19 protein-coding genes and 1 tRNA gene are annotated in these 18,042 nt (G+C 61.2%); 9 read left to right on the top strand and 11 right to left on the bottom strand.

The genetic code is table 11. The features are described from left to right. Window positions 1–44 precede the first annotated feature (44 nt). Window positions 45–1,679, bottom strand: coding sequence for a nuclease-related domain-containing DEAD/DEAH box helicase (locus B9Z52_RS11935; RefSeq protein WP_108414065.1), 1,635 nt, complete (start codon window positions 1,677–1,679; stop codon window positions 45–47). Here B9Z52_RS11935 and B9Z52_RS11930 point away from each other — a divergent pair. The 3 genes from B9Z52_RS11930 to B9Z52_RS11920 all read left to right on the top strand — a co-directional run bounded on the left by B9Z52_RS11930 (window position 1,678) and on the right by B9Z52_RS11920 (window position 3,036). Continuing rightward, entirely contained in the window at window positions 1,678–2,031 is a 354-nt protein-coding gene (locus B9Z52_RS11930) for a nucleotidyltransferase family protein (RefSeq protein ID WP_369907910.1), read from the top strand. The two genes, B9Z52_RS11935 and B9Z52_RS11930, sit on opposite strands and share 2 nt — an antisense overlap. A gap of 21 nt (window positions 2,032–2,052) precedes the next feature. After that, window positions 2,053–2,355, top strand: a complete 303-nt coding sequence (locus tag B9Z52_RS11925; RefSeq protein ID WP_108414063.1) for a DUF86 domain-containing protein — start codon at window positions 2,053–2,055, stop codon at window positions 2,353–2,355. Between the two features lie 78 nt (window positions 2,356–2,433). Further along, the gene (locus B9Z52_RS11920; RefSeq protein ID WP_108414062.1) at window positions 2,434–3,036 is read left to right on the top strand and encodes a macro domain-containing protein; all 603 of its coding nucleotides are present in this window, start codon (window positions 2,434–2,436) and stop codon (window positions 3,034–3,036) included. Here the strand turns inward: B9Z52_RS11920 and B9Z52_RS11915 are convergent. Both B9Z52_RS11915 and B9Z52_RS17675 read right to left on the bottom strand, forming a co-directional pair. Continuing rightward, window positions 3,022–3,987: a YafY family protein gene (locus B9Z52_RS11915; RefSeq protein WP_158270558.1), complete on the bottom strand. Its 966-nt coding sequence runs from the start codon at window positions 3,985–3,987 to the stop codon at window positions 3,022–3,024. The genes B9Z52_RS11920 and B9Z52_RS11915 overlap by 15 nt on opposite strands. A gap of 49 nt (window positions 3,988–4,036) precedes the next feature. Continuing rightward, window positions 4,037–4,270 (bottom strand): hypothetical protein, encoded by a 234-nt coding sequence (locus tag B9Z52_RS17675; RefSeq protein ID WP_233251938.1) that lies wholly within the window; start codon window positions 4,268–4,270, stop codon window positions 4,037–4,039. A gap of 151 nt (window positions 4,271–4,421) precedes the next feature. On the opposite strand from B9Z52_RS17675, the gene B9Z52_RS11910 reads away from it, so the two are divergent. After that, window positions 4,422–4,736: a HigA family addiction module antitoxin gene (locus B9Z52_RS11910; protein ID WP_108414060.1), complete on the top strand. Its 315-nt coding sequence runs from the start codon at window positions 4,422–4,424 to the stop codon at window positions 4,734–4,736. A gap of 50 nt (window positions 4,737–4,786) precedes the next feature. On the opposite strand, the gene B9Z52_RS11905 is transcribed toward B9Z52_RS11910, so the two are convergent. From B9Z52_RS11905 to B9Z52_RS11880, 6 genes are all read right to left on the bottom strand, one after another. Further along, window positions 4,787–4,862: transfer RNA gene (locus tag B9Z52_RS11905), tRNA-Thr, on the bottom strand. A 13-nt stretch (window positions 4,863–4,875) separates the two neighbouring features. Next, window positions 4,876–5,880, bottom strand: a complete 1,005-nt coding sequence (locus B9Z52_RS11900) for a class 1 fructose-bisphosphatase (RefSeq protein WP_108414059.1) — start codon at window positions 5,878–5,880, stop codon at window positions 4,876–4,878. 49 nt (window positions 5,881–5,929) lie between these two features. Further along, window positions 5,930–8,635 (bottom strand): aminopeptidase N, encoded by a 2,706-nt coding sequence (pepN, locus tag B9Z52_RS11895; RefSeq protein ID WP_108414058.1) that lies wholly within the window; start codon window positions 8,633–8,635, stop codon window positions 5,930–5,932. Between the two features lie 33 nt (window positions 8,636–8,668). Beyond that, window positions 8,669–9,773 (bottom strand): peptide chain release factor 2 gene (gene prfB / locus B9Z52_RS11890; RefSeq protein WP_108414057.1). Its coding sequence is split into 2 segments (ribosomal slippage): window positions 8,669–9,691 and window positions 9,693–9,773, totalling 1,104 coding nucleotides; the frame shifts between segments, so codons are not numbered across the junction. Between the two features lie 69 nt (window positions 9,774–9,842). Next, window positions 9,843–10,373 carry a hypothetical protein gene (locus tag B9Z52_RS11885; RefSeq protein WP_233251937.1) on the bottom strand — a complete coding sequence of 177 codons (531 nt, stop codon included), beginning with the start codon at window positions 10,371–10,373 and terminating at the stop codon, window positions 9,843–9,845. A 63-nt stretch (window positions 10,374–10,436) separates the two neighbouring features. After that, on the bottom strand, window positions 10,437–11,354 hold the full coding sequence (locus B9Z52_RS11880) for an alpha/beta fold hydrolase (RefSeq protein WP_108414117.1): 918 nt from the start codon (window positions 11,352–11,354) through the stop codon (window positions 10,437–10,439). Between the two features lie 25 nt (window positions 11,355–11,379). Here B9Z52_RS11880 and B9Z52_RS11875 point away from each other — a divergent pair, with 25 nt between their 5' ends. From B9Z52_RS11875 to plsY, 4 genes are all read left to right on the top strand, one after another. Next, window positions 11,380–13,140, top strand: a complete 1,761-nt coding sequence (locus B9Z52_RS11875) for an acyl-CoA synthetase (protein WP_108414055.1) — start codon at window positions 11,380–11,382, stop codon at window positions 13,138–13,140. An 84-nt stretch (window positions 13,141–13,224) separates the two neighbouring features. Beyond that, the gene (locus tag B9Z52_RS11870) at window positions 13,225–14,286 is read left to right on the top strand and encodes an aldo/keto reductase (RefSeq protein ID WP_108414054.1); all 1,062 of its coding nucleotides are present in this window, start codon (window positions 13,225–13,227) and stop codon (window positions 14,284–14,286) included. Window positions 14,287–14,295: 9 nt separating this feature from the next. Further along, the gene (locus B9Z52_RS11865; RefSeq protein WP_108414053.1) at window positions 14,296–14,787 is read left to right on the top strand and encodes an aminoacyl-tRNA deacylase; all 492 of its coding nucleotides are present in this window, start codon (window positions 14,296–14,298) and stop codon (window positions 14,785–14,787) included. A gap of 28 nt (window positions 14,788–14,815) precedes the next feature. Then, complete coding sequence (gene plsY, locus B9Z52_RS11860; protein WP_108414052.1) at window positions 14,816–15,445, top strand: glycerol-3-phosphate 1-O-acyltransferase PlsY; 630 nt, start codon at window positions 14,816–14,818, stop codon at window positions 15,443–15,445. A gap of 61 nt (window positions 15,446–15,506) precedes the next feature. Here plsY and B9Z52_RS11855 read toward each other — a convergent pair whose 3' ends face one another. Further along, complete coding sequence (locus B9Z52_RS11855) at window positions 15,507–15,992, bottom strand: YajQ family cyclic di-GMP-binding protein (protein WP_108414051.1); 486 nt, start codon at window positions 15,990–15,992, stop codon at window positions 15,507–15,509. A gap of 40 nt (window positions 15,993–16,032) precedes the next feature. On the opposite strand from B9Z52_RS11855, the gene murB reads away from it, so the two are divergent. Then, entirely contained in the window at window positions 16,033–17,085 is a 1,053-nt protein-coding gene (gene murB, locus B9Z52_RS11850) for a UDP-N-acetylmuramate dehydrogenase (RefSeq protein WP_108414050.1), read from the top strand. A 24-nt stretch (window positions 17,086–17,109) separates the two neighbouring features. On the opposite strand, the gene B9Z52_RS11845 is transcribed toward murB, so the two are convergent. Beyond that, window positions 17,110–18,015, bottom strand: coding sequence for an NAD(P)-dependent oxidoreductase (locus B9Z52_RS11845; protein WP_108414049.1), 906 nt, complete (start codon window positions 18,013–18,015; stop codon window positions 17,110–17,112). Window positions 18,016–18,042: the final 27 nt, after the last annotated feature.

The raw sequence follows: 18,042 nt of genomic DNA, 5'->3' as shown, positions 1-18,042 counted from the left end.
GCATTCTATGCACACATTGTTGATGCCGTCAACCGCGTGGCCGCTTAAAGCAATTCGAACAACACCCGCACCGCCCGTTCGCTGAGCACCACGTCCACCCGCATTTGCGCACGGGTGAGGCCAACGAAGAGTTTGCGTTTGTCGCGCTCGGTCAGGGTTTCAAAGTCGACTTCGCACAGCACCACGGCGGGGGCGCTTTGGCCTTTGAAGCGGTACAGGCTTTCGGCCAGCAGCGGGCCGTCGCTCCACTGCGGGTTGCCTGCGCTGTCGTATTGGCCCGTAAAGCGCTTGGTGGCGTGGCCGCCCAGGCGGTCTTGGCGCAGGGCTTCAGATTGCTGCACGCCCCGGTAGCTGATGACGGCCACTTGTTCGGGTGTGTAGCCGCTTTGCCACAGTTGCTGCAGGCATTCGTTGAGTTGGCCTTGCGCGTTGCTTTGTCCAGCTTCCCACACATGAAAATGCGGCAGCTCTCCAGTGTGGGCGCTGCGGGCCAGCACGGGCTCGGGGGTCAGGCCCAGGCGGTTGATCATCTGCACCACGCGTTGGGGGCTTCTGAAGTTGTCCATGCAGCGCACTTGCACGGCGCTGCTCAGCGCAAAGGGTTCACGCTCGTACAGCTGTTGTTGGCTGTCGCCCATCACATACAGCTGGCCTTCGGGCAGCAGGGCTTGCGACAGGGCGTCGACCCAGGACGGGTCCAGGTCTTGCGATTCGTCCAGGATCAGCAGGCCCAAGCGGGCGGGCAGGGTGACGGCGTCTTGCAGGTATTGCTGCGTCATGCGGGCAAACACTTGGGGGTCGGCAAAGTCCAGGGTGTGGCCTTGGCGTTCGGCGTGGTCGCGGCACAGTTGGTGGAAGGTGGTGACTTCGCAGCTGGCCGGGGCCAGGCGGGCCAGGTGGTCGGCCAGTGGGCGGTTAAAGCACACATAGCGGGCTTTGTGCCCCTTCGCCACGGCTTGGCGCAGCAGGGTCAGGGCCAGTTGGGTTTTGCCCGAGCCTGCGGTGGCCTCGATTTGGTAGAGCTGGTCGGTGTGGGTGATGCGCGGCACCCAGGTGGCCAGGCCGCTGGCCAGTTGGGTGGTGGCGTGTTGCACTTGCCCAATGTGCGTGGCCACGTCGGGCTGCACGTCAAAGCGGTTGGCCAAGAAGTCCAGCACGCGTTGGCGTTGGTCGGCGTGCTGTGTGTGGGGCGCAAAGCTTTGGCGGATGGTGTGGCACAGCTGGTCGATCTGAGTGGCGTCGACGATGCGTTCGGGCGGGTAGCCGACGATGGGGCTTTGCATCCGAAAGTCGGGCAGCACCAGCAGGGCGCTCACGTGCACTTGGGGCAGGTCGCCGTTTTCCACGCGCTGGAGCAAGCTCGAATGCATGCGCCGCATTTGGTGGCCGATGTCTTTGGGGCCTTGGCGTCCATAGTGCTTGGTCAGGCCGTCTTCGCTGTCGTTCACGTCGCCAGCTTTGACTTCGACGATGAGCAGTTGCCCGCCGGGCGAGACGATGACGATGTCGTATTCGCCAAAGCTTTGCTGATCGCCTTGCATGCCCGACCAGGGCAGGTTGTGGAACACGTCAAAAGCATCGGGCAAGCCGTCTTCCAACAGGCGCAAGACATCGCGTTCGCGGTAGCCGCCCAGGTGGGCAGGGGCGTGCAGTGGGAAGCTGGGGTGAATTCGGGCCATGGGCAATTATTGCCGTAAGATGCAAGCACCTATGAGGATAAAGAGGGCTGAAATGCACTTATCACTGGGGCTCGACGAAAACACTTTGGCTCAATTTTGCCAAGCCCATCACATTTGCAAACTGTCGTTGTTCGGCTCTCAGCTGAAGGGGACTGCGCGTGTGGACAGTGACGTGGATCTGCTGGTCGAATTCGAGGCCCATCACACCCCCAATCTGTTTGAGTTGGCCAGGATGGAATTAGAAATTTCTGGCTTGATTGGCAAGAAGGTTGATCTGCGTACTGCGGGTGACTTGTCGCGCTACTTCAGAAGCCAAGTTCTGGCTACGGCGGTGCCGCAATATGCTGCCTGAAGACCGGATCGCATCACACACATGCGCGATGCGTGTGAGTCTGTCTGTCGTTTCATTGCTGGCAAAAATAGCGCTGATTTGACGAATGATCAAATGCTGCAGTTCGCTTTGGTGCGGGCGATCGAGATCATTGGTGAGGCCGCAGGTAGGGTCTCGGAAGATGTGCAAAAAGCGGCGCCAGAGATTCCATGGCGTGAGGCGGTCGGGATTCGCAATCGCTTGGTTCATGCTTATTTCGATGTCGACTTGGGGATTCTTTGGCAGACAGCGGTTGATTCTGTGCCTCCGTTGCAAGAACACCTTGAAAAGTTGTTGAAGAAATAAGTCTGCTCGCGATGCCTGATTGGCTCACGCCTTGAGCCTTTGGCCGTTCAAGATTCGATCGTTCACAGGAGTCAAGCCATGAAGATCGAAGTCGTTGTCGGCAATATCGTCAAACAGCCCGATGTGGAGGCCGTGGTCAACAGTGCCAATGCCAATTTGCGTTTGGGCTCGGGTGTGGCGGGGGCCATTCATACCGCCGCTGGCCCCAAGTTGGAGGAGTATTGCAAGCCTTTTGCGCCGCTGGCCTATGGCGCTTTTTTGGTCACGCCGGGTTTCAAGTTGCCCAACCTTTGGGTGATCCATGTGCGTGCGGCTTCGTACACCAACCACGACGATGCGCCAGCCATTTTGGAGCAGGCCTTGCAAGCGGCCATTCAGGGCGCTCACCAAAACGACATACGCACCATGGCCCTGCCTGCGATAGGCACGGGGGTGTTTGCATTTCCGCCCATGCTGGCGGCGCAGATCACGGCCAAGGTGTTCTCGCGTGCAGAGCGTGTGGCGCCGCACTTGCAGTGCTTGCGCCTGTGTGTGGCCAGTGATTTTTTGCGCGACCTCTACACGGGTGCGCTGGAGGCCGCAGGGCTTGCCGTTTCGCAGCCCGCTTCATTGAATTCTTCGCAGGGCGAGGCAGCGGCGGTATCAGCGGCCGTATCAGCGCCCGTGTCAGCGGCCGTATAGCGCGGCCATGCGGACAATTTCGGCCTGCACCTTGTGGCGTAAGGCGGCGGGTTTGAGCACTTCGACCTCGGCGCCAAAGCGCAGGATGTCGCCCATCAGTTCGCGCTCGTCGGCATAGGGCAGGCGCAGTGTGTAGCTGCCGTCGGGGTGCAGCAGGCCTTGTTGTTGAGGGTGCCAGCTTTCGTGCCGCACCCAGCCAGCGCGGGCGGCGCTGAAGCGCAGCTCGGCCCAGTCTTTGGGGCTGCCGCCAAAGATGCCGTAACCGCCGTCCAGCTGCTGGCGCATGGCTTGCAGGTCGATGTCTTTGGCGTCTTTGTCGAGCACGGTGGCGTTTTGAATCGCGTCGATCGAGAAGCTGCGCACTTCTTTGCGCAGGTGGCACCAGGCGTCTGCATACCAGTTGTCGCGGTAGTGGATCAGTTGCTGCGGCGAGATGTCGCGCTCGATGGTTTGGCCGCTCATGCGGTTGTGGTGCTGGATGCGCACTTGTTTGCGCTCGAAGGTGGCTTTGGCCACGTGCTCAAAAGCCGCCAGCGGCAGGTGGCGCTTGCCCGCATGCACAGCGCGCACACGTTGCGTGAGCAGCTGCGGGTCGAGCCCTTGGTGGGTGAGCATGTCGTCCAGCCGTTTGCGCAGGGGCTGCAGCTTGGGGCCGAGCAAGCCGGGGTTGAGTTGCACGATCATGGTTTGGATGGTCATGAGCGCGAGGATCTCGTCCTGGCTGAACCAAAAGCCCGGCAGCTCGGTGGCGTTGTCGGGTTTTTCAAGCCGGTAGCCGCCCAGGTCGCGGTCAAACACGATGGGCGAGTTGAGCCGATCGCGCAGCTTGGCCAGGTCGCGCTTGAAGGTGGCTGGAGAAATTTCCAGCTCGCTCAAGATGTCTTCACGCGCCATGGCCCGGCGGCTGCTGAGCAAGGTTTTGTAGCGGTACAGGCGGTCGATTTCAGACATGGCGGCGTGAGGTTCTATTTTTGAGCAGTGTAAGGGGCGGGCTCGATGCTCAGCGTTGCGTGGCCGCGGCATAGAGTTCGGCGCGGCTGCGGCGGTGCAGTTTGAAGGTCTGCCCATATTCAAACAACCGGAGCTTTTGGGTCTCGAGGGCGATGAACTGCTGGGCTGGTGTGAACTTACCCGGCTCCATGGGCGGGAAAATCAAAAACAAGGCTAAAGCAACAAACATGGCGCACCCGAAGTCAACGACGATGAGCCTGATGATGGGGCTCGCAAGGCTCACGCCAAGAGCCTGGCGGGCTGTGCAAATGGGCAGTGCTTGACTGCGGTGCACCTATGAGTTGTTGCGTGTATCGTTACGCGCATGACGTTCACGTTTGAGGGTGAGGACGCCATCCTGGTGGACGACCAGGACTACCACTGAGAGGAAAACCATGACCGAAATGTTCAATCCACCTCACCCTGGCCTGACGCTGCGTGATGACGTGTTGCCCGCTTTGGGTTTGACCGTGACTGAGGCTGCCGCGCAATTGGATGTGACCCGCAACACATTGAGCCGTGTGCTGAATGGCCATGCAGCGATTTCATCGGAAATGGCTTTGCGGCTTGAGAAATGGTTGGGCAAAGACCGTGGTGGTGACGCCCGCCTGTGGCTTGGCCAACAGACGGCCTACGACTTGTGGCAAACCGAGCGGGACTTGAAGAAAAAGCCACTGCGCGTGCATCGGGCGCCAGTGCTGGCCAGTTGAGGTCACAAAAAAGGGTCAGCAGACCTAGACCTGCTGACCCTGATGTGGGTTGGTGCCGGAGAGATGAATCGAACACCCGACCTTCTCATTACGAATGAGCTGCTCTACCGACTGAGCTACACCGGCTAACCTTCAAAAATTATACCTGCGCGTGGTAGCTGGTCAGGCGTTCGACTTCGTTCTTGGAGCCCAACACCACGCTCACGCGTTCGTGCAGCTGGCTCGGTTGCAGGTCGAGGATGCGCTGTTTGCCGTTGGTGGCGGCGCCACCGGCTTGTTCGACCAGCCAGCTCATGGGGTTGGCTTCGTACATCAGGCGCAGCTTGCCGGGTTTGTGCGGCTCGCGCTTGTCCCAGGGGTACATGAAGACGCCACCACGGGTCAGGATGCGGTGCACATCGGCCACCATGCTGGCGATCCAGCGCATGTTGAAGTCCTTGCCGCGCGGGCCTTCTTTGCCTTGCAGGCATTCGTCGATGTAGCGGCGCACGGGCTCGTCCCAGTGGCGCATATTGCTCATGTTGATGGCGAATTCTTTGGTGTCGGCAGGCACTTGCACGTTCTCTTGTGTGAGCACAAAAGAGCCTTGTTCGCGGTCCAGGGTGAACATGCTCACGCCGTCGCCCACGGTCAGTACCAAGGTGGTTTGCGGGCCGTATACACAGTAGCCTGCGGCCACTTGCTGGTGACCAGGCTGCAAGAAGTCTTGCTCGGTCACGCCTTGGTTGCCTTCGGGCTTTTTGAGCACGCTGAAGATGGTGCCGATGCTGACGTTGACGTCGATGTTGGACGAGCCATCGAGGGGATCGAACAGCAAGAGGTATTCGCCTTGCGGGTAGCGGTTGGGCACCAGGTAGATGCTGTCCATTTCTTCGGAGGCCATGGCCGCGAGGTGTCCGCCCCATTCGTTGGCTTCGAGTAGCACTTCGTTGGCGATGATGTCGAGTTTTTTCTGGACTTCGCCTTGGACGTTTTCGCTTTCGGCGCTGCCCAGCACGCCGCCCAAAGCGCCTTTGTTGACGGCGTGGCTGATGCTTTTGCAGGCACGGGCCACCACTTCAAGCAGCAGGCGCAGGTCGGCCGGGATGTGGCCTTTGTCGCGTTGCTGTTCGACCAGGTAGCGGGAGAGGGAGATTTTGCTCATGGGGTTTCCTTGATTCGGTTCAAGTGGCGTGTGCTCAAGCGGCGTGTGATCAAGCCGCACTCAAGGCACGGCTGATGACTTCGCGCACGTCGTTGCTGAGGTCGGCTTTGGCGGCCACGCGTTCGATGGCCACTTTGGCTGCGCTGCGGTAGGGCTCGGCCAGGCGGCTCCAGCGGTCCATGGCGCGGGCCAGGCGGGCGGCCACTTGCGGGTTGATGGCATCCAGGGCCAGCACCTGCTCGCTCCAGTACACATAGCCTGCGGCGTCTGCACGGTGGAAGGCGGCGGGGTTGGCGCTGCAGTAGCTGAAGATCAGGCTGCGGGCGCGGTTGGGGTTGCGCAGGCTGAAGTCGGCATGTTGCATGAGTTGGCGCACACGCGGCAGCACGTCGCCAGCGCGGTCGGGCGCACCGGCTTGCAGGGCAAACCATTTGTCGATGACCAGGGCTTCGTGCTGGAAGAGTTTGTGGAAACGCGCCAGCGCGTCGTGCGCCAATGCGTGACCACTGACCACCAGGGCCGACAGCGCGTTGAAGCGGTCGGTCATGTTGCCCGCGTCCTTGAACTGTTGGTACACGCGGCCGGGCGTCACGTCGTCGCCCGACTGAACGGCGGCAATGCACAGCATGCCCATGGCCAGACCTGCCAGGGCGCGGCGGCCGCTGGATTGCGCATCAGGCGAGTAAGCGCCGTTGTTGCGGTGTGCGTCCCAGGCCCATTGCCACTCGGCTTGCAAGGCGGTGGCCAGTTGCAGGCGCATGGCTTCGCGCAGGGCGTGCACGCGTTGTGGGTCCACCACGCTCAGTTGGTCGGCGATGTAGTTCTCGGAAGGCAGGGTGAGGGCCAGGTCCTTGAAGGCGGCATCCAGGCCCGGCTGGCGCAGCACGTTGCGCAAGGCCGTGACCAGCTCATCTGAAAGCACGGGGCCCGAAGCCTCGGCCTGCGTCAGCGCTTGCACAGCGCTTTGCAGCATCAGGCGTTGACCAGCTTCCCATTGGTTGAAGGGGTCGCTGTCGTGGGCCAACAGGCACAGCAGATCGGCATTGCTCAGGCCATCGTCGAGCACCACCGGGGCGCTGAAACCGCGCAGCAGCGAGGGCACAGGTTCGCTGTCGATGTTCACGAAGGTGTAGCTGGCGCTGGCTTCGGTCAGCACCAGGGTTTGCTGGGGCAACACATCGGCGCTGCCAGCTTGTTGCAAGGACAGTGCTTGGCCATCGCGCGACAGCAGGCCCAGCGTGACCGGGATCACGAAGGGCTGTTTGCTGGCTTGGTCGGGCGTGGGGGGGCAGCTTTGTGACAGCGTGAGGGTGTAGCTGCGCTCGGCCGCGTTGTAGGCACCACGCGCTTGCAGGCGCGGGGTGCCGGCTTGGCTGTACCAGCGCTTGAACGTGCTCAGGTTTTGCGCCAAGGCGCTGCCGGGGTTGGCGTCGGCAATGGCTTGCGCAAAGTCGTCGCAGGTCACAGCTTGGCCATCGTGGCGCTCAAAGTAAAGCTTCATGCCTTTGGCGAAACCATCACGGCCTTGCAGGTCAGATGGCGTCGCCACCAGCGTTTGCATCATGCGAACGACTTCAGAGCCTTTTTCGTAGATGGTGACGGTGTAGAAGTTGTTGATCTCGACATAGCTGTCCGGGCGTACCGGGTGGGCCATGGGGCCGGCGTCTTCGGCAAACTGCACCGTGCGCAGCACCCGCACGTCTTCGATGCGCTTGACGGCGCGGGCGCTGGCAACGCCTGCCATGTCTTGGCTGAACTCTTGGTCGCGGAAGACCGTCAGGCCTTCTTTGAGCGAGAGTTGAAACCAGTCGCGGCAGGTGATGCGGTTGCCTGTCCAGTTGTGGAAGTACTCGTGGCCCACGACGGATTCGATGTTGCCGAAATCCATGTCGGTGGCGGTGGCCGGGTTGGCCAGCACGAACTTGGTGTTGAAGATGTTCAGGCCCTTGTTTTCCATCGCGCCCATGTTGAAGTCGCTGGTGGCGACGATCATGAAGCGTTCCAGGTCCAGCGGCAGGCCAAAGCGCGTTTCGTCCCAAGCCACACTGGCCATGAGCGAGTTCATCGCGTGCTCGGTCTTGTCGAGGTCGCCAGGGCGCACAAACACCTGCAGCAAATGCTCGGTGCCGCTGCGGCTGGTGATGCGTTGCTCGCGTGCGACCAGCTGACCGGCCACCAGGGCGAACAGGTAGCAAGGCTTTTTGTGCGGGTCGACCCACTTGGCAAAGTGACGTCCGTCGTCCAGCGCGCCTTGCTCGACCAGGTTGCCGTTGCTCAGCAGCACCGGGTATTTGGCTTTGTCAGCGCGCAGCGTGACGGTGTAGCTGGCCATCACGTCCGGGCGGTCCAAGAAGTAGGTGATGCGGCGGAAACCCTCGGCCTCGCACTGGGTGAAGAACGTGCCTTGGCTGACGTACAAGCCCATCAGCTGGGTGTTCTTCTCGGGGTTGCAGGTGGTGAAGATTTCCAGATCGAAGGCGTCCGTCCCTTCGGGCAAGTTCTCCAGCACAAGCACATTGCCGTCCATCTTGAACGAGGTGCCGCCACCGTTGACCAGCACCCGTGCCAGGTTGAGGTCTTCGCCATCCAGACGCAGGGCTTGGGCCGCCACGTCGGGGTTGCGGCGCAGGCGCATTTTGTTCAGGACGCGGGTTTTCGCCGGGTCCAGATCAAAGGTCAGATCGACGGTGTCGATCCAGAAAGCCGGGGCGGTGTACGCCTCGCGCTGGATCGCGGTGGGTTGTCCTTCACGCATCACTAACTCCGTTTTTGTTGAGGTCTGAGCAGCTCAGAGGCCTTGTTTCAGTGAGGCTTCGATGAACGCATCAAGGTCGCCATCAAGCACCTTTTGGGTGGCCGAAATTTCGACGTTGGTGCGCAAGTCTTTGATGCGGCTGTTGTCCAGCACATAGCTGCGGATCTGGTGACCCCAGCCCACATCGGTCTTGGTGTCTTCCAGCTTTTGCTGCTCTTCCATGCGCTTGCGCATTTCAAAGTCATACAGGCGCGAGCGCAGGCGTTGCCAAGCCACGTCTCGGTTGCTGTGCTGGCTTCGGCCGTCTTGGCACTGCACCACGATGCCGGTGGGGATGTGCGTCAGGCGCACGGCCGAGTCGGTCTTGTTGATGTGCTGACCGCCCGCGCCGCTGGCACGGAAGGTGTCGGTGCGCACGTCAGACGGGTTGATGTTGATCTCGATCGAGTCGTCGATCTCGGGGTACACAAACAGCGAGGCAAAAGACGTGTGGCGGCCGCCCGAGGAGTCAAAGGGGCTCTTGCGCACCAGTCTGTGCACGCCGGTTTCGGTGCGCAGCAGGCCAAAGGCGTATTCGCCTTCGATCTTGATGGTTGCGCCCTTGATGCCCGCGGTGTCGCCAGGTGTTTCGTCTTCCACGGTGGCTTTGAAGCCTTTGCGTTCGGCGTACTTGATGTACTGGCGCAGCAGCATGCTGGCCCAGTCGCACGCCTCTGTGCCACCAGCACCCGCTTGGATGTCGACAAAGCAGTTGAGTGGGTCGGCCTCGTGGCGGAACATGCGGCGAAACTCAAGGTCTTCCACCAGCTTGGCCAGTTTGGCGGCTTCGGCTTCAATGGTCTTGAGGCCATCGTCGTCGCCTTCTTCCTTGCTCATCTCGAAGAGTTCAAGGTTGTCGGCCAGCTCGCTGGTCAGGTTGGTGATGGTGACCACCACGCCGTCGAGGGCTTTTTTTTCTTTCCCCAGTTCCTGGGCTTTCTTGGGGTCGTTCCAGACCGAAGGATCTTCGAGTGATGCGTTGACGGTTCTCAGCCGTTCAGATTTGGCATCGTAGTCAAAGATACCCCCGTAACTCGTGGGTACGAGCGGTCAGGTCTGTGAGGGATGCGCCAATTTGGTTGATGTGTTCTGCGTCCATGAGGAAAGTCCGGTTCGGTAAACCGGACATTTTCTCATGACTTGGTCCTCGGGCAGGCCGTGCCAGTGCTTAAAAACTGCGGCCGTAAGAGAACATCAGGCCCGCGTTGCCCAGCACTTTGACCTGTACCGAGTCGTGCTCGTTGAGGCGATAACCGATAGAAGGGATGATGGCAGGCGAGAAACCACCGTGGTTGAGTGGCACTTTGTCCTGGTATTTGCCAACATATCCGTACAAAATCCCTGCCGTCACTTTGACGAACACATTGGGGTTGCCCATCAAATTGTTGTATTGCTGGCCTGCATACACATAGGTTGAGGGTTGGCCAAAGGAGTTGCTGAAAAATGCCAAGCCACAAAAGCGGTTGCCCGGCAGTTGCTCATCCAAAGCCACCAGCACCACGGGTTTGTGCTCGGCGCTGTAAGCCCAGTGGTGGGTAAAAGGCGAGAAGGTGAATTCGCCTTTGTGCGATGGTTCCGGCGCGCCATCCACAGCCAGAAAGGACGGGCAGTGCTGTTCGGATGTGCCCGCATGGACAGTGGTGGTGGCCATCAAGCTGGCGATGGCAACGCTGAGCAATGCAGATGTGGAGTGACGCACAGAAAATCCCTGGATGATTGGTATGAACATGCGATTTTAAATGCCCGTGTCAGCGCAAAGCATTCAATTCATCAGGAAGTTTTCCAGCATCTGTGCCAGTTGCTCGGGCTGGTCGTGCTGCAGCATATGCCCGGCGTTGTCGATGCGGGTGATCTGCACTTGCGGCACGGACTTCAGGCGCTCGTGGTATTCGTCCAAGGTGTATTTGCCTTTCCACCACAAGCCCAGCGAGTCGTCGGTGGCTTCTACCGCCAGCACGGGGCAGCCGATGCGGCCGTAGGTCGCCAGCGTTTCTTCGGCGTGGTAGAGATAAGGGTTGATCACCTTGTGCGCCGCGTCACCCAAGATGCGCCACTGGCCCTTGGCGTCTGGTTTCGCCCAATGCTGGGCCAGCCAGTCGGCCTTGTCTTGTGACAAGCGGGGATTGGTTTTCATCAGCCGGGCGGCCACGCCGTCGGCGCTGGTGTAGGTCTTGAGGTCGTTGTCGCCTTGGCGCGTGGCCTTGAGCTCGTCCAGCCACTGCGCCATGCGGCCGGGGGCCTGGGTGGGGCGGGTGGCGGGCATGCCAAAGCCTTCGATGTTGACCAGGCGGCGGATGCGCTCGGGGCGGGCGCCCGCGTACATCATGACCACATTGCCGCCCATGCTGTGGCCGACCAGGTCGATGGTTTGGCCGGGGTAGAGCGTGTCCAGCAGCGCGTCCAGATCGGCCGGGTAGTCGGGGAACCAATAGCTGTCGGTGGCGGGCGCTTCGGTCAGGCCGTAGCCGCGCCAGTCAAAGGCGATGACGGACCGCCGCTGTACAAAGTCCTCAGACAGGGCGTCGACCATGAACTGGTAAGAAGCAGCCACATCCATCCAGCCGTGGGCCAGCACCAAAGGTGTGGTGCCGGGTGCGGGCGTGCCCCACTGTCGCACGTGGTACTGGCAGCCGCGCAGCGGCACCCAGGAGCTGATGGAGGGACGTAAAACTTGGTACATACTTTCGATCATAAGGAGACAAGCCATGACACGCAGTCACACCGATGACCCCCGCACTGCGCAGGTGCCAGACCGTTACAGCGCCATCCACCAAGGCTTTGGCTGGAAGGTGCCCAAGCGCTTCAACATGGCCGAGGCCTGCTGCGGCCAATGGGCCGCCCAAGCGGCCACGGCGCGGCGCGTGGCGATTCGTGAACACGTGGCCGGGCAGGGTCTGGGGCGAAGCTGGACTTTTGCCCAATTGCAAAACGCGGCCAACCGCTTGAGCCAAGTTTTGCAAAAGCAAGGCGTGCAGCGTGGCGACCGTGTGGCGATAGTTTTGCCGCAACGCTTTGAAACCGCTGTGGCCTACATGGCGGTGCTGCAAATGGGCGCGGTGGCCATGCCGCTGTCGATGCTGTTTGGGCCTGAGGCCTTGTCTTTTCGCATCAACGACAGCCAAGCGCGTGTGGCGGTGTGCGACGAGTCCACCGTGGACGCCTTGAAGCAAGCCCGGCCCGATTGCCCGGGTTTGCAATGCCTGATCGGTGTCGGCGAGGCGGCAGCTGCGGCAGACCTGGATTACGCCAAGGCCTGCGCGGCCAGCCCCGCGCAGTTCAAGCCGGTGGCCACTTTGGCCGACGATCCGGCCGTCTTGATTTACACCAGCGGCACCACGGGCAATCCCAAGGGGGCCTTGATCCCGCACCGCGCCTTGATCGGCAACCTGACGGGCTTTGTCTGCAGCCAGAACTGGTTTGGCTTTGACCCTTTCCAAGCCAAGCAAGCGTCCAAGGCGGTGTTCTGGTCACCGGCCGACTGGGCGTGGACGGGCGGGCTGATGGATGCCTTGCTGCCCAGCCTCTACTTTGGCCGGCCCATCGTGGCGTTCAACGGGCGCTTTTCGCCCGAGGCGGCGTTTGAGATTTTGCAAAGCCATGGCGTGACGCACACGTTTTTGTTCCCCACCGCGCTCAAGGCCATGATGAAGGCCGTGCCCGATGTGAAGGCCCGCTACCGCCTCAAGCTGCAAGCCATGATGAGTGCGGGTGAAGCGGTGGGCGATGCGGTGTTTGCTTACTGCCAAGAGCAGATGGGTGTCACGGTGAACGAGATGTTTGGCCAGACCGAAATCAATTACGTGGTGGGCAACTGCGCCCGCCTGTGGTCAGCGCGGCCCGGCAGCATGGGCAAGGGCTACCCCGGTCACCAGGTCGCCGTCATCGACGAAGCCGGACAGCTGTGCCCCGCAGGCACGCCGGGCGAAGTGGCCGTGAACCGCTTGGATGTGCATGGCCAGCCTGACCCGGTGTTCTTTTTGGGCTACTGGAACAACGACAAAGCCACCATGGCCAAATACACGGGCGACTGGTGCCGCACCGGCGACATGGCCGTCTGCGACGAGGACGGATACCTTTGGTACCAAGGCCGCACCGATGACATGTTCAAGGCGGCGGGTTACCGCATCGGCCCCGGCGAGATCGAAAACTGCCTGGTCAAACACGCTGCTGTGGCCAATGCCGCGGTGGTGCCCAAGCCTGACGCGGACAGAGGTGCGGTGGTCAAGGCCTATGTGGTGATGTCGCCCGATTGCCTGGCCAAAAGGCCCTCGGGTGTTGGACAAGCCGCTTTCGATGACGCGGTGCGTGCCCAGTTGCAGGCCCATGTGCGCGGCCTGCTGGCACCGTATGAATACCCCAAAGAGATCGAGTTCATCGACCAGCTGCCTATGACCACCACCGGCAAGGTGCAGCGGCGCGTGCTGCGGCTCCAGGAGGAGGCGAGAGCTTCGGCGACAAAAGCCTGAGCGCGCCCGTGACAAAATAAGCCTGAACAGGCCAAGCCCGAGTGCGGCTTGTCTTATCCTATTGCCATACCGACAGGAAACACCATGAAACTCGTTCAACTCGGCCAATCCGATTTGCAAGTGACCCCCATCTGCCTGGGCACCATGACCTTTGGTGAGCAGGTCAACGAAGCCGATTCGCATGCGATTTTGGACCGCTCGCTGGAAGCAGGCATCAATTTCATCGACACGGCCGAGATGTATGCCGTGCCCGCAACAGCCGGGACGTGTGGGTTCACAGAGACCTACATCGGCAACTGGTTTGCCAAAAACCCCGGTGCTCGCCAGAAGCTGGTGTTGGCCACCAAGGTGGCCGGTCCATCGCGGGGCATGCCCTGGGTGCGCGAAGGCTCGGGCCTGACAGGACAGGACATCCTCACATCCTGCGAAGGCAGCTTGCGCCGCTTGCAAACCGATGTGATCGACCTTTACCAGATCCACTGGCCCGAGCGCCATGTGCCCGTGTTCGGCATGACGTATTTCGATCCGGCCAAAGACAAATCGGCCACGTCCCTGCATGAGCAGCTGGAGGCTTTGTCCAAACTGGTCCAAGCGGGCAAGGTGCGCTACGTTGGCCTGTCCAACGAAACGCCTTATGGTGTGCACGAGTTTGTGCGCTTGGCCGAGCAGTACGGCTTGCCACGCGTGGCCACGGTGCAAAACCCTTATTGCCTGGTCAGCCGCACGTATGACAACGCGTTGGACGAAACTTGCTACCGTCTCAATGTGTCGATGCTGGCTTATTCACCCTTGGGATTTGGCATGTTGACCGGCAAGTACGATGATTTGGACGTGACCGGGCCACTGAAGTCCGATGGCGGTCGCATTGCGCGGTATGACTCGGTGCGCAAGCAGCGCTGGGGCCGCCCCGAGGCTCTGGTCGCCGCGCGTCGCTACAACCAGCTGGCCCGTGACAATGGCATGACCCCCACCCAGATGGCGCTGGCGTTTTGCTACCACCGCTGGAGCGTGGCCAGCACCATCATTGGCGTGACCTCGGTGGCGCAATTGAACGAAGACTTGGCCGCTTGGTCGACCAAGCTGTCACCTGAAGTGCTAAAGGCGATTGATGCGATCCGATGGGAAATGCGCGACCCGGCTTTGTGATTTGAGGCGATGGCCAAGAAAGACAAAGTCAGTGAAACCCCTGCCACGGCGCTCTTGCGCCAGCACGGGGTGGATTTCACCGAGCACCCCTACGAGTACCTGGAGCATGGCGGTGCCCAGCACAGCGCGCAGGTGCTGGGCATGGACCCGTTCAGCGTGGTCAAAACCCTGATCATGCAAGACCAGGACGCCAAGCCGCTGGTGGTGCTGATGCACGGCAACCGCAAGGTGTCCACCAAAAACCTGGCGCGGCAAGTGGGCCTCAAATCCATCGAGCCGTGCGCCCCCGAGGTGGCCAACCGCCACAGCGGTTACCTGGTGGGCGGCACCTCGCCCTTTGCCACGCGACGGGCCATGCCGGTCTTCATCGAAGAGTCCATCCTGGCCTTGCCGCGCATCTGCATCAATGGCGGTCGGCGCGGGTATTTGGTGGGCATCGACCCGCAGGTGTGTGTGCAACTGCTGGCTGCCAAGCCGGTGAATTGCGCGCTGGCAGAATGACGCCAATTCAAAAACAAGGGAGATACCGATGGCATGGTTGATGCAAGTGGGCGCGGTGCTGGCCGCATATTTGGTGGGCTCGCTCAGTTTTGCGGTCATCGTCAGCCAAGTGATGGGCCTGAACGATCCGCGCAGCTACGGCAGCAAAAACCCCGGTGCCACCAATGTGCTGCGCTCGGGCAGCAAAAAAGCGGCCATCCTGACTTTGTTGCTGGACGCCTTCAAGGGCTGGTTGCCTGTGGCATTGGTGCTGGCCTATGGCCAGCCTTATGGCTTGGGCAAAAGCGTGGCCGCCTTGGCGGGCCTGGCGGCTTTTCTGGGGCACCTGTGCCCGGTGTTTTTTGGCTTCAAAGGCGGCAAGGGCGTGGCCACGGCGGTGGGCGTGCTGGTGGGTGTGAACGCTTGGCTGGCGCTGGCCACCGTGGGCACCTTTGCCATCGTGGTGTATTTCAGCCGTTACGTCTCGCTGGCGTCCATGGTGGCGGCGGTGTTTGCACCGGTGTTTTACCTGTTCGGTGACGGCGTGGCCTGGCAAGCCGCTGGTGCCGAGGTGCTGTGCTTGGCCGTCATGGCGCTGCTCTTGGTGTGGCGTCACCGCGAGAACATCAACCGCCTGCTGGCGGGGACCGAGTCGAAATTGGGCGCAAAAAAAGCCTGACGCATCAGGCTTGAATCTGAAACTGGCGGTCTGCACGAGCAGCACCGCCATTTTTTGGGGCTCAGTCGCGGAAGTTGTCGAACGACAGGGGCAGCTCGGTCATGTCTTTGCGCAAGAGCGCCATGGCCGCTTGCAGGTCATCGCGCTTGGTGCCCGTCACGCGCACCGCGTCGCCCTGGATGGACGCTTGCACCTTGATCTTGCTGTCCTTGATCAGCTTGGTGATTTTCTTGGCGTCTTCGGTCTCGATGCCGTTCTTGACCTTGATCACTTGCTTGACCTTGTCGCCGCCGATTTTCTCGACTTTGCCGATGTCCAAAAAGCGCACGTCCACGTTGCGTTTGGTGAGCTTGTTGCGCAGGATGTCTTCGACTTGGGTGAGCTGGAAGTCGGCATCGCCGAACATCGTGATCTCTTTGTCCTTGAGTTCAATGTTGGCAGAGGTGCCTTTGAAGTCAAAACGGGTGCCGATTTCTTTGGCGGAGGTGTCAACGGCGTTGCGCACCTCGACCATATTGGGTTCGCAAACGGTATCAAACGAGGGCATGGCTGAAAAATTCAAAGGTTGAGGATGCGACAATTCTCCCATGAACTTGGAGAAAAATGTCCCCCTGCAGCCGTACAACACGTTCGGCATTGCCGCCAAAGCCCATGCTTTGGTGCGCGTGCGCTCAGAGGACGACTTGCGTGCCGTGCTGGCCGACCCTGCGCTGGCCACCTTGCCGCGCCAGGTGCTGGGTGGCGGCAGCAACATCGTTTTGACCGGTGACGTCAAGGCGCTGGTGCTCAAGGTGGAGGTGCTAGGCCTTCATCTTGCCTCTGAGACCGACAAACACTGGATTGTTGAAGCTGGTGCGGGCGTGGACTGGCATGATCTGGTGGCCTGGACGCTGGACAAGGGGTACCCGGGTCTGGAAAACATGGCGCTGATTCCCGGCACGGTGGGGGCTTCGCCCGTGCAAAACATCGGTGCCTATGGTGTGGAGCTGCAAGACCGCTTTGACTCGCTCGACGCGATGGACATGCTGACGGGGGAGCTGTTCAGCCTGAACGCGGCGCAATGCGGCTTCAGTTACCGCGATTCGGTTTTCAAGCACGCCTCAGGTGGCGCGGATGGTTTGGGCCTGGCTGGCCGTGCGGTCATTTTGCGTGTGCGCTTTGCGCTGCCCAAGCGCTGGAAGCCCGAGCTGGGCTATCTGGACTTGGAGCGCAAGATGGCCGAGACCGGCATCCACAACCCCGATGCCCGGCAGATTTTTGACTGGGTCGTCGCCATTCGCCGCGCCAAACTGCCCGACCCGCAGGTGATTGGCAACGCGGGCAGTTTCTTCAAGAACCCGAGCGTGACGCCTGAGCAATGCGCCGACATCATCGCGCGCGAGCCCAAGGTGGTGCATTACCCGATGCCTGATGGCTCCATCAAGCTGGCGGCGGGCTGGCTGATCGACGCTTGCGGCTGGAAGGGCAAGACCGTGGGCCACGCCGGGGTGTATGAAAAGCAGGCGCTGGTGCTGGTGAACCGGGGCACTGCCGAGCACCCTTGCACGGGGGGGGAAGTGATGACACTGGCCAAGGCCATTCAGACCAGTGTGTACGAGCGCTTCGGGATTCGTCTGGAGCCTGAGCCTGTGGTGATTTGACAGGCTCAGCCCGGCAAAACCTGCTCAGCGCAGGCGACGGATCAGGCTGGAGGTGTCCCAGCGGCCACCGCCCATTTTCTGCACGTCGGCATAGAACTGGTCCACCAGCGCGGTCACAGGCAAGCGGGCACCGTTGCGCTTGGCCTCGTCCAGCACCAGGCCCAGGTCCTTGCGCATCCAGTCCACAGCAAAGCCGAAGTCAAACTTGTCGTCGGCCATGGTTTTGCCGCGGTTGTCCATTTGCCAGCTTTGTGCGGCACCTTTGCCGATCACGTCCAGCACTTGGTGCATGTCCAGACCTGCCGCTTGGCCAAAGGCCACGGCTTCGGACAAGCCCTGCACCAACCCGGCGATGCAGATCTGGTTGACCATCTTGGCCAGCTGGCCTGCGCCCGATTCGCCCAGCAAGGTGAAGGCGCGAGAGAAAGCCATCGCAGCAGGGCGCACGTTGTCGAATGCGGCTTGATCGCCACCACACATGACGGTGAGCACGCCGTTTTGCGCGCCGCCCTGGCCACCCGACACCGGGGCGTCTACAAAGTGCAGGCCCAGTTTTTGGGCTTCGGCGTGCAGCTCGCGGGCCACTTCGGCCGATGCGGTGGTGTGGTCCACAAAGGTGGCACCGGGCTTCATGCCGGCAAAAGCGCCGTCTGGCCCTAAGACGACGCTGCGCAAATCGGCGTCGTTGCCCACGCAGGCGAACACGATGTCGGCGTTTGCAGCGGCTTCACGCGGTGTGGGCGCGCTGGCGTTGCCAGGGCATTCGGCCAACCAGGCCACGGCCTTGGCGGCGCTGCGGTTGTACACCGTGACGCGGTGGCCTGCACGGGCCAGATGCCCGGCCATGGGGTAACCCATCACGCCCAGGCCCAAAAAGGCCACTTGGCGGGCGGGTGTCGGTTCGTAGGTCTTGTTGGCGATTTGGCTCATGGATGTGTCTCTGGATGAAAAAGATAG

The organism is Limnohabitans sp. Jir72 (assembly GCF_003063575.1).
Classification (GTDB): domain Bacteria; phylum Pseudomonadota; class Gammaproteobacteria; order Burkholderiales; family Burkholderiaceae_C; genus Limnohabitans_A.
Note: the sequence above shows the minus strand (reverse complement) of the source record. Positions and strands in the feature narration are given on the sequence as shown.

What these genes read in the sequence shown, in the direction of transcription:
- B9Z52_RS11930 (WP_369907910.1), top strand. Translation starts at nt 1,678, where the DNA reads ATGGGCAATTATTGCCGTAAGATGCAAGCACCTATGAGGATAAAGAGG.
- B9Z52_RS11935 (WP_108414065.1), bottom strand. Translation starts at nt 1,679, where the DNA reads ATGGCCCGAATTCACCCCAGCTTCCCACTGCACGCCCCTGCCCACCTG.
- B9Z52_RS11925 (WP_108414063.1), top strand. Translation starts at nt 2,053, where the DNA reads ATGCGCGATGCGTGTGAGTCTGTCTGTCGTTTCATTGCTGGCAAAAAT.
- B9Z52_RS11920 (WP_108414062.1), top strand. Translation starts at nt 2,434, where the DNA reads ATGAAGATCGAAGTCGTTGTCGGCAATATCGTCAAACAGCCCGATGTG.
- B9Z52_RS11915 (WP_158270558.1), bottom strand. Translation starts at nt 3,987, where the DNA reads ATGTCTGAAATCGACCGCCTGTACCGCTACAAAACCTTGCTCAGCAGC.
- B9Z52_RS11910 (WP_108414060.1), top strand. Translation starts at nt 4,422, where the DNA reads ATGACCGAAATGTTCAATCCACCTCACCCTGGCCTGACGCTGCGTGAT.
- B9Z52_RS11900 (WP_108414059.1), bottom strand. Translation starts at nt 5,880, where the DNA reads ATGAGCAAAATCTCCCTCTCCCGCTACCTGGTCGAACAGCAACGCGAC.
- pepN (WP_108414058.1), bottom strand. Translation starts at nt 8,635, where the DNA reads ATGCGTGAAGGACAACCCACCGCGATCCAGCGCGAGGCGTACACCGCC.
- B9Z52_RS11880 (WP_108414117.1), bottom strand. Translation starts at nt 11,354, where the DNA reads ATGTACCAAGTTTTACGTCCCTCCATCAGCTCCTGGGTGCCGCTGCGC.
- B9Z52_RS11875 (WP_108414055.1), top strand. Translation starts at nt 11,380, where the DNA reads ATGACACGCAGTCACACCGATGACCCCCGCACTGCGCAGGTGCCAGAC.
- B9Z52_RS11870 (WP_108414054.1), top strand. Translation starts at nt 13,225, where the DNA reads ATGAAACTCGTTCAACTCGGCCAATCCGATTTGCAAGTGACCCCCATC.
- B9Z52_RS11865 (WP_108414053.1), top strand. Translation starts at nt 14,296, where the DNA reads ATGGCCAAGAAAGACAAAGTCAGTGAAACCCCTGCCACGGCGCTCTTG.
- plsY (WP_108414052.1), top strand. Translation starts at nt 14,816, where the DNA reads ATGGCATGGTTGATGCAAGTGGGCGCGGTGCTGGCCGCATATTTGGTG.
- B9Z52_RS11855 (WP_108414051.1), bottom strand. Translation starts at nt 15,992, where the DNA reads ATGCCCTCGTTTGATACCGTTTGCGAACCCAATATGGTCGAGGTGCGC.
- murB (WP_108414050.1), top strand. Translation starts at nt 16,033, where the DNA reads ATGAACTTGGAGAAAAATGTCCCCCTGCAGCCGTACAACACGTTCGGC.
- B9Z52_RS11845 (WP_108414049.1), bottom strand. Translation starts at nt 18,015, where the DNA reads ATGAGCCAAATCGCCAACAAGACCTACGAACCGACACCCGCCCGCCAA.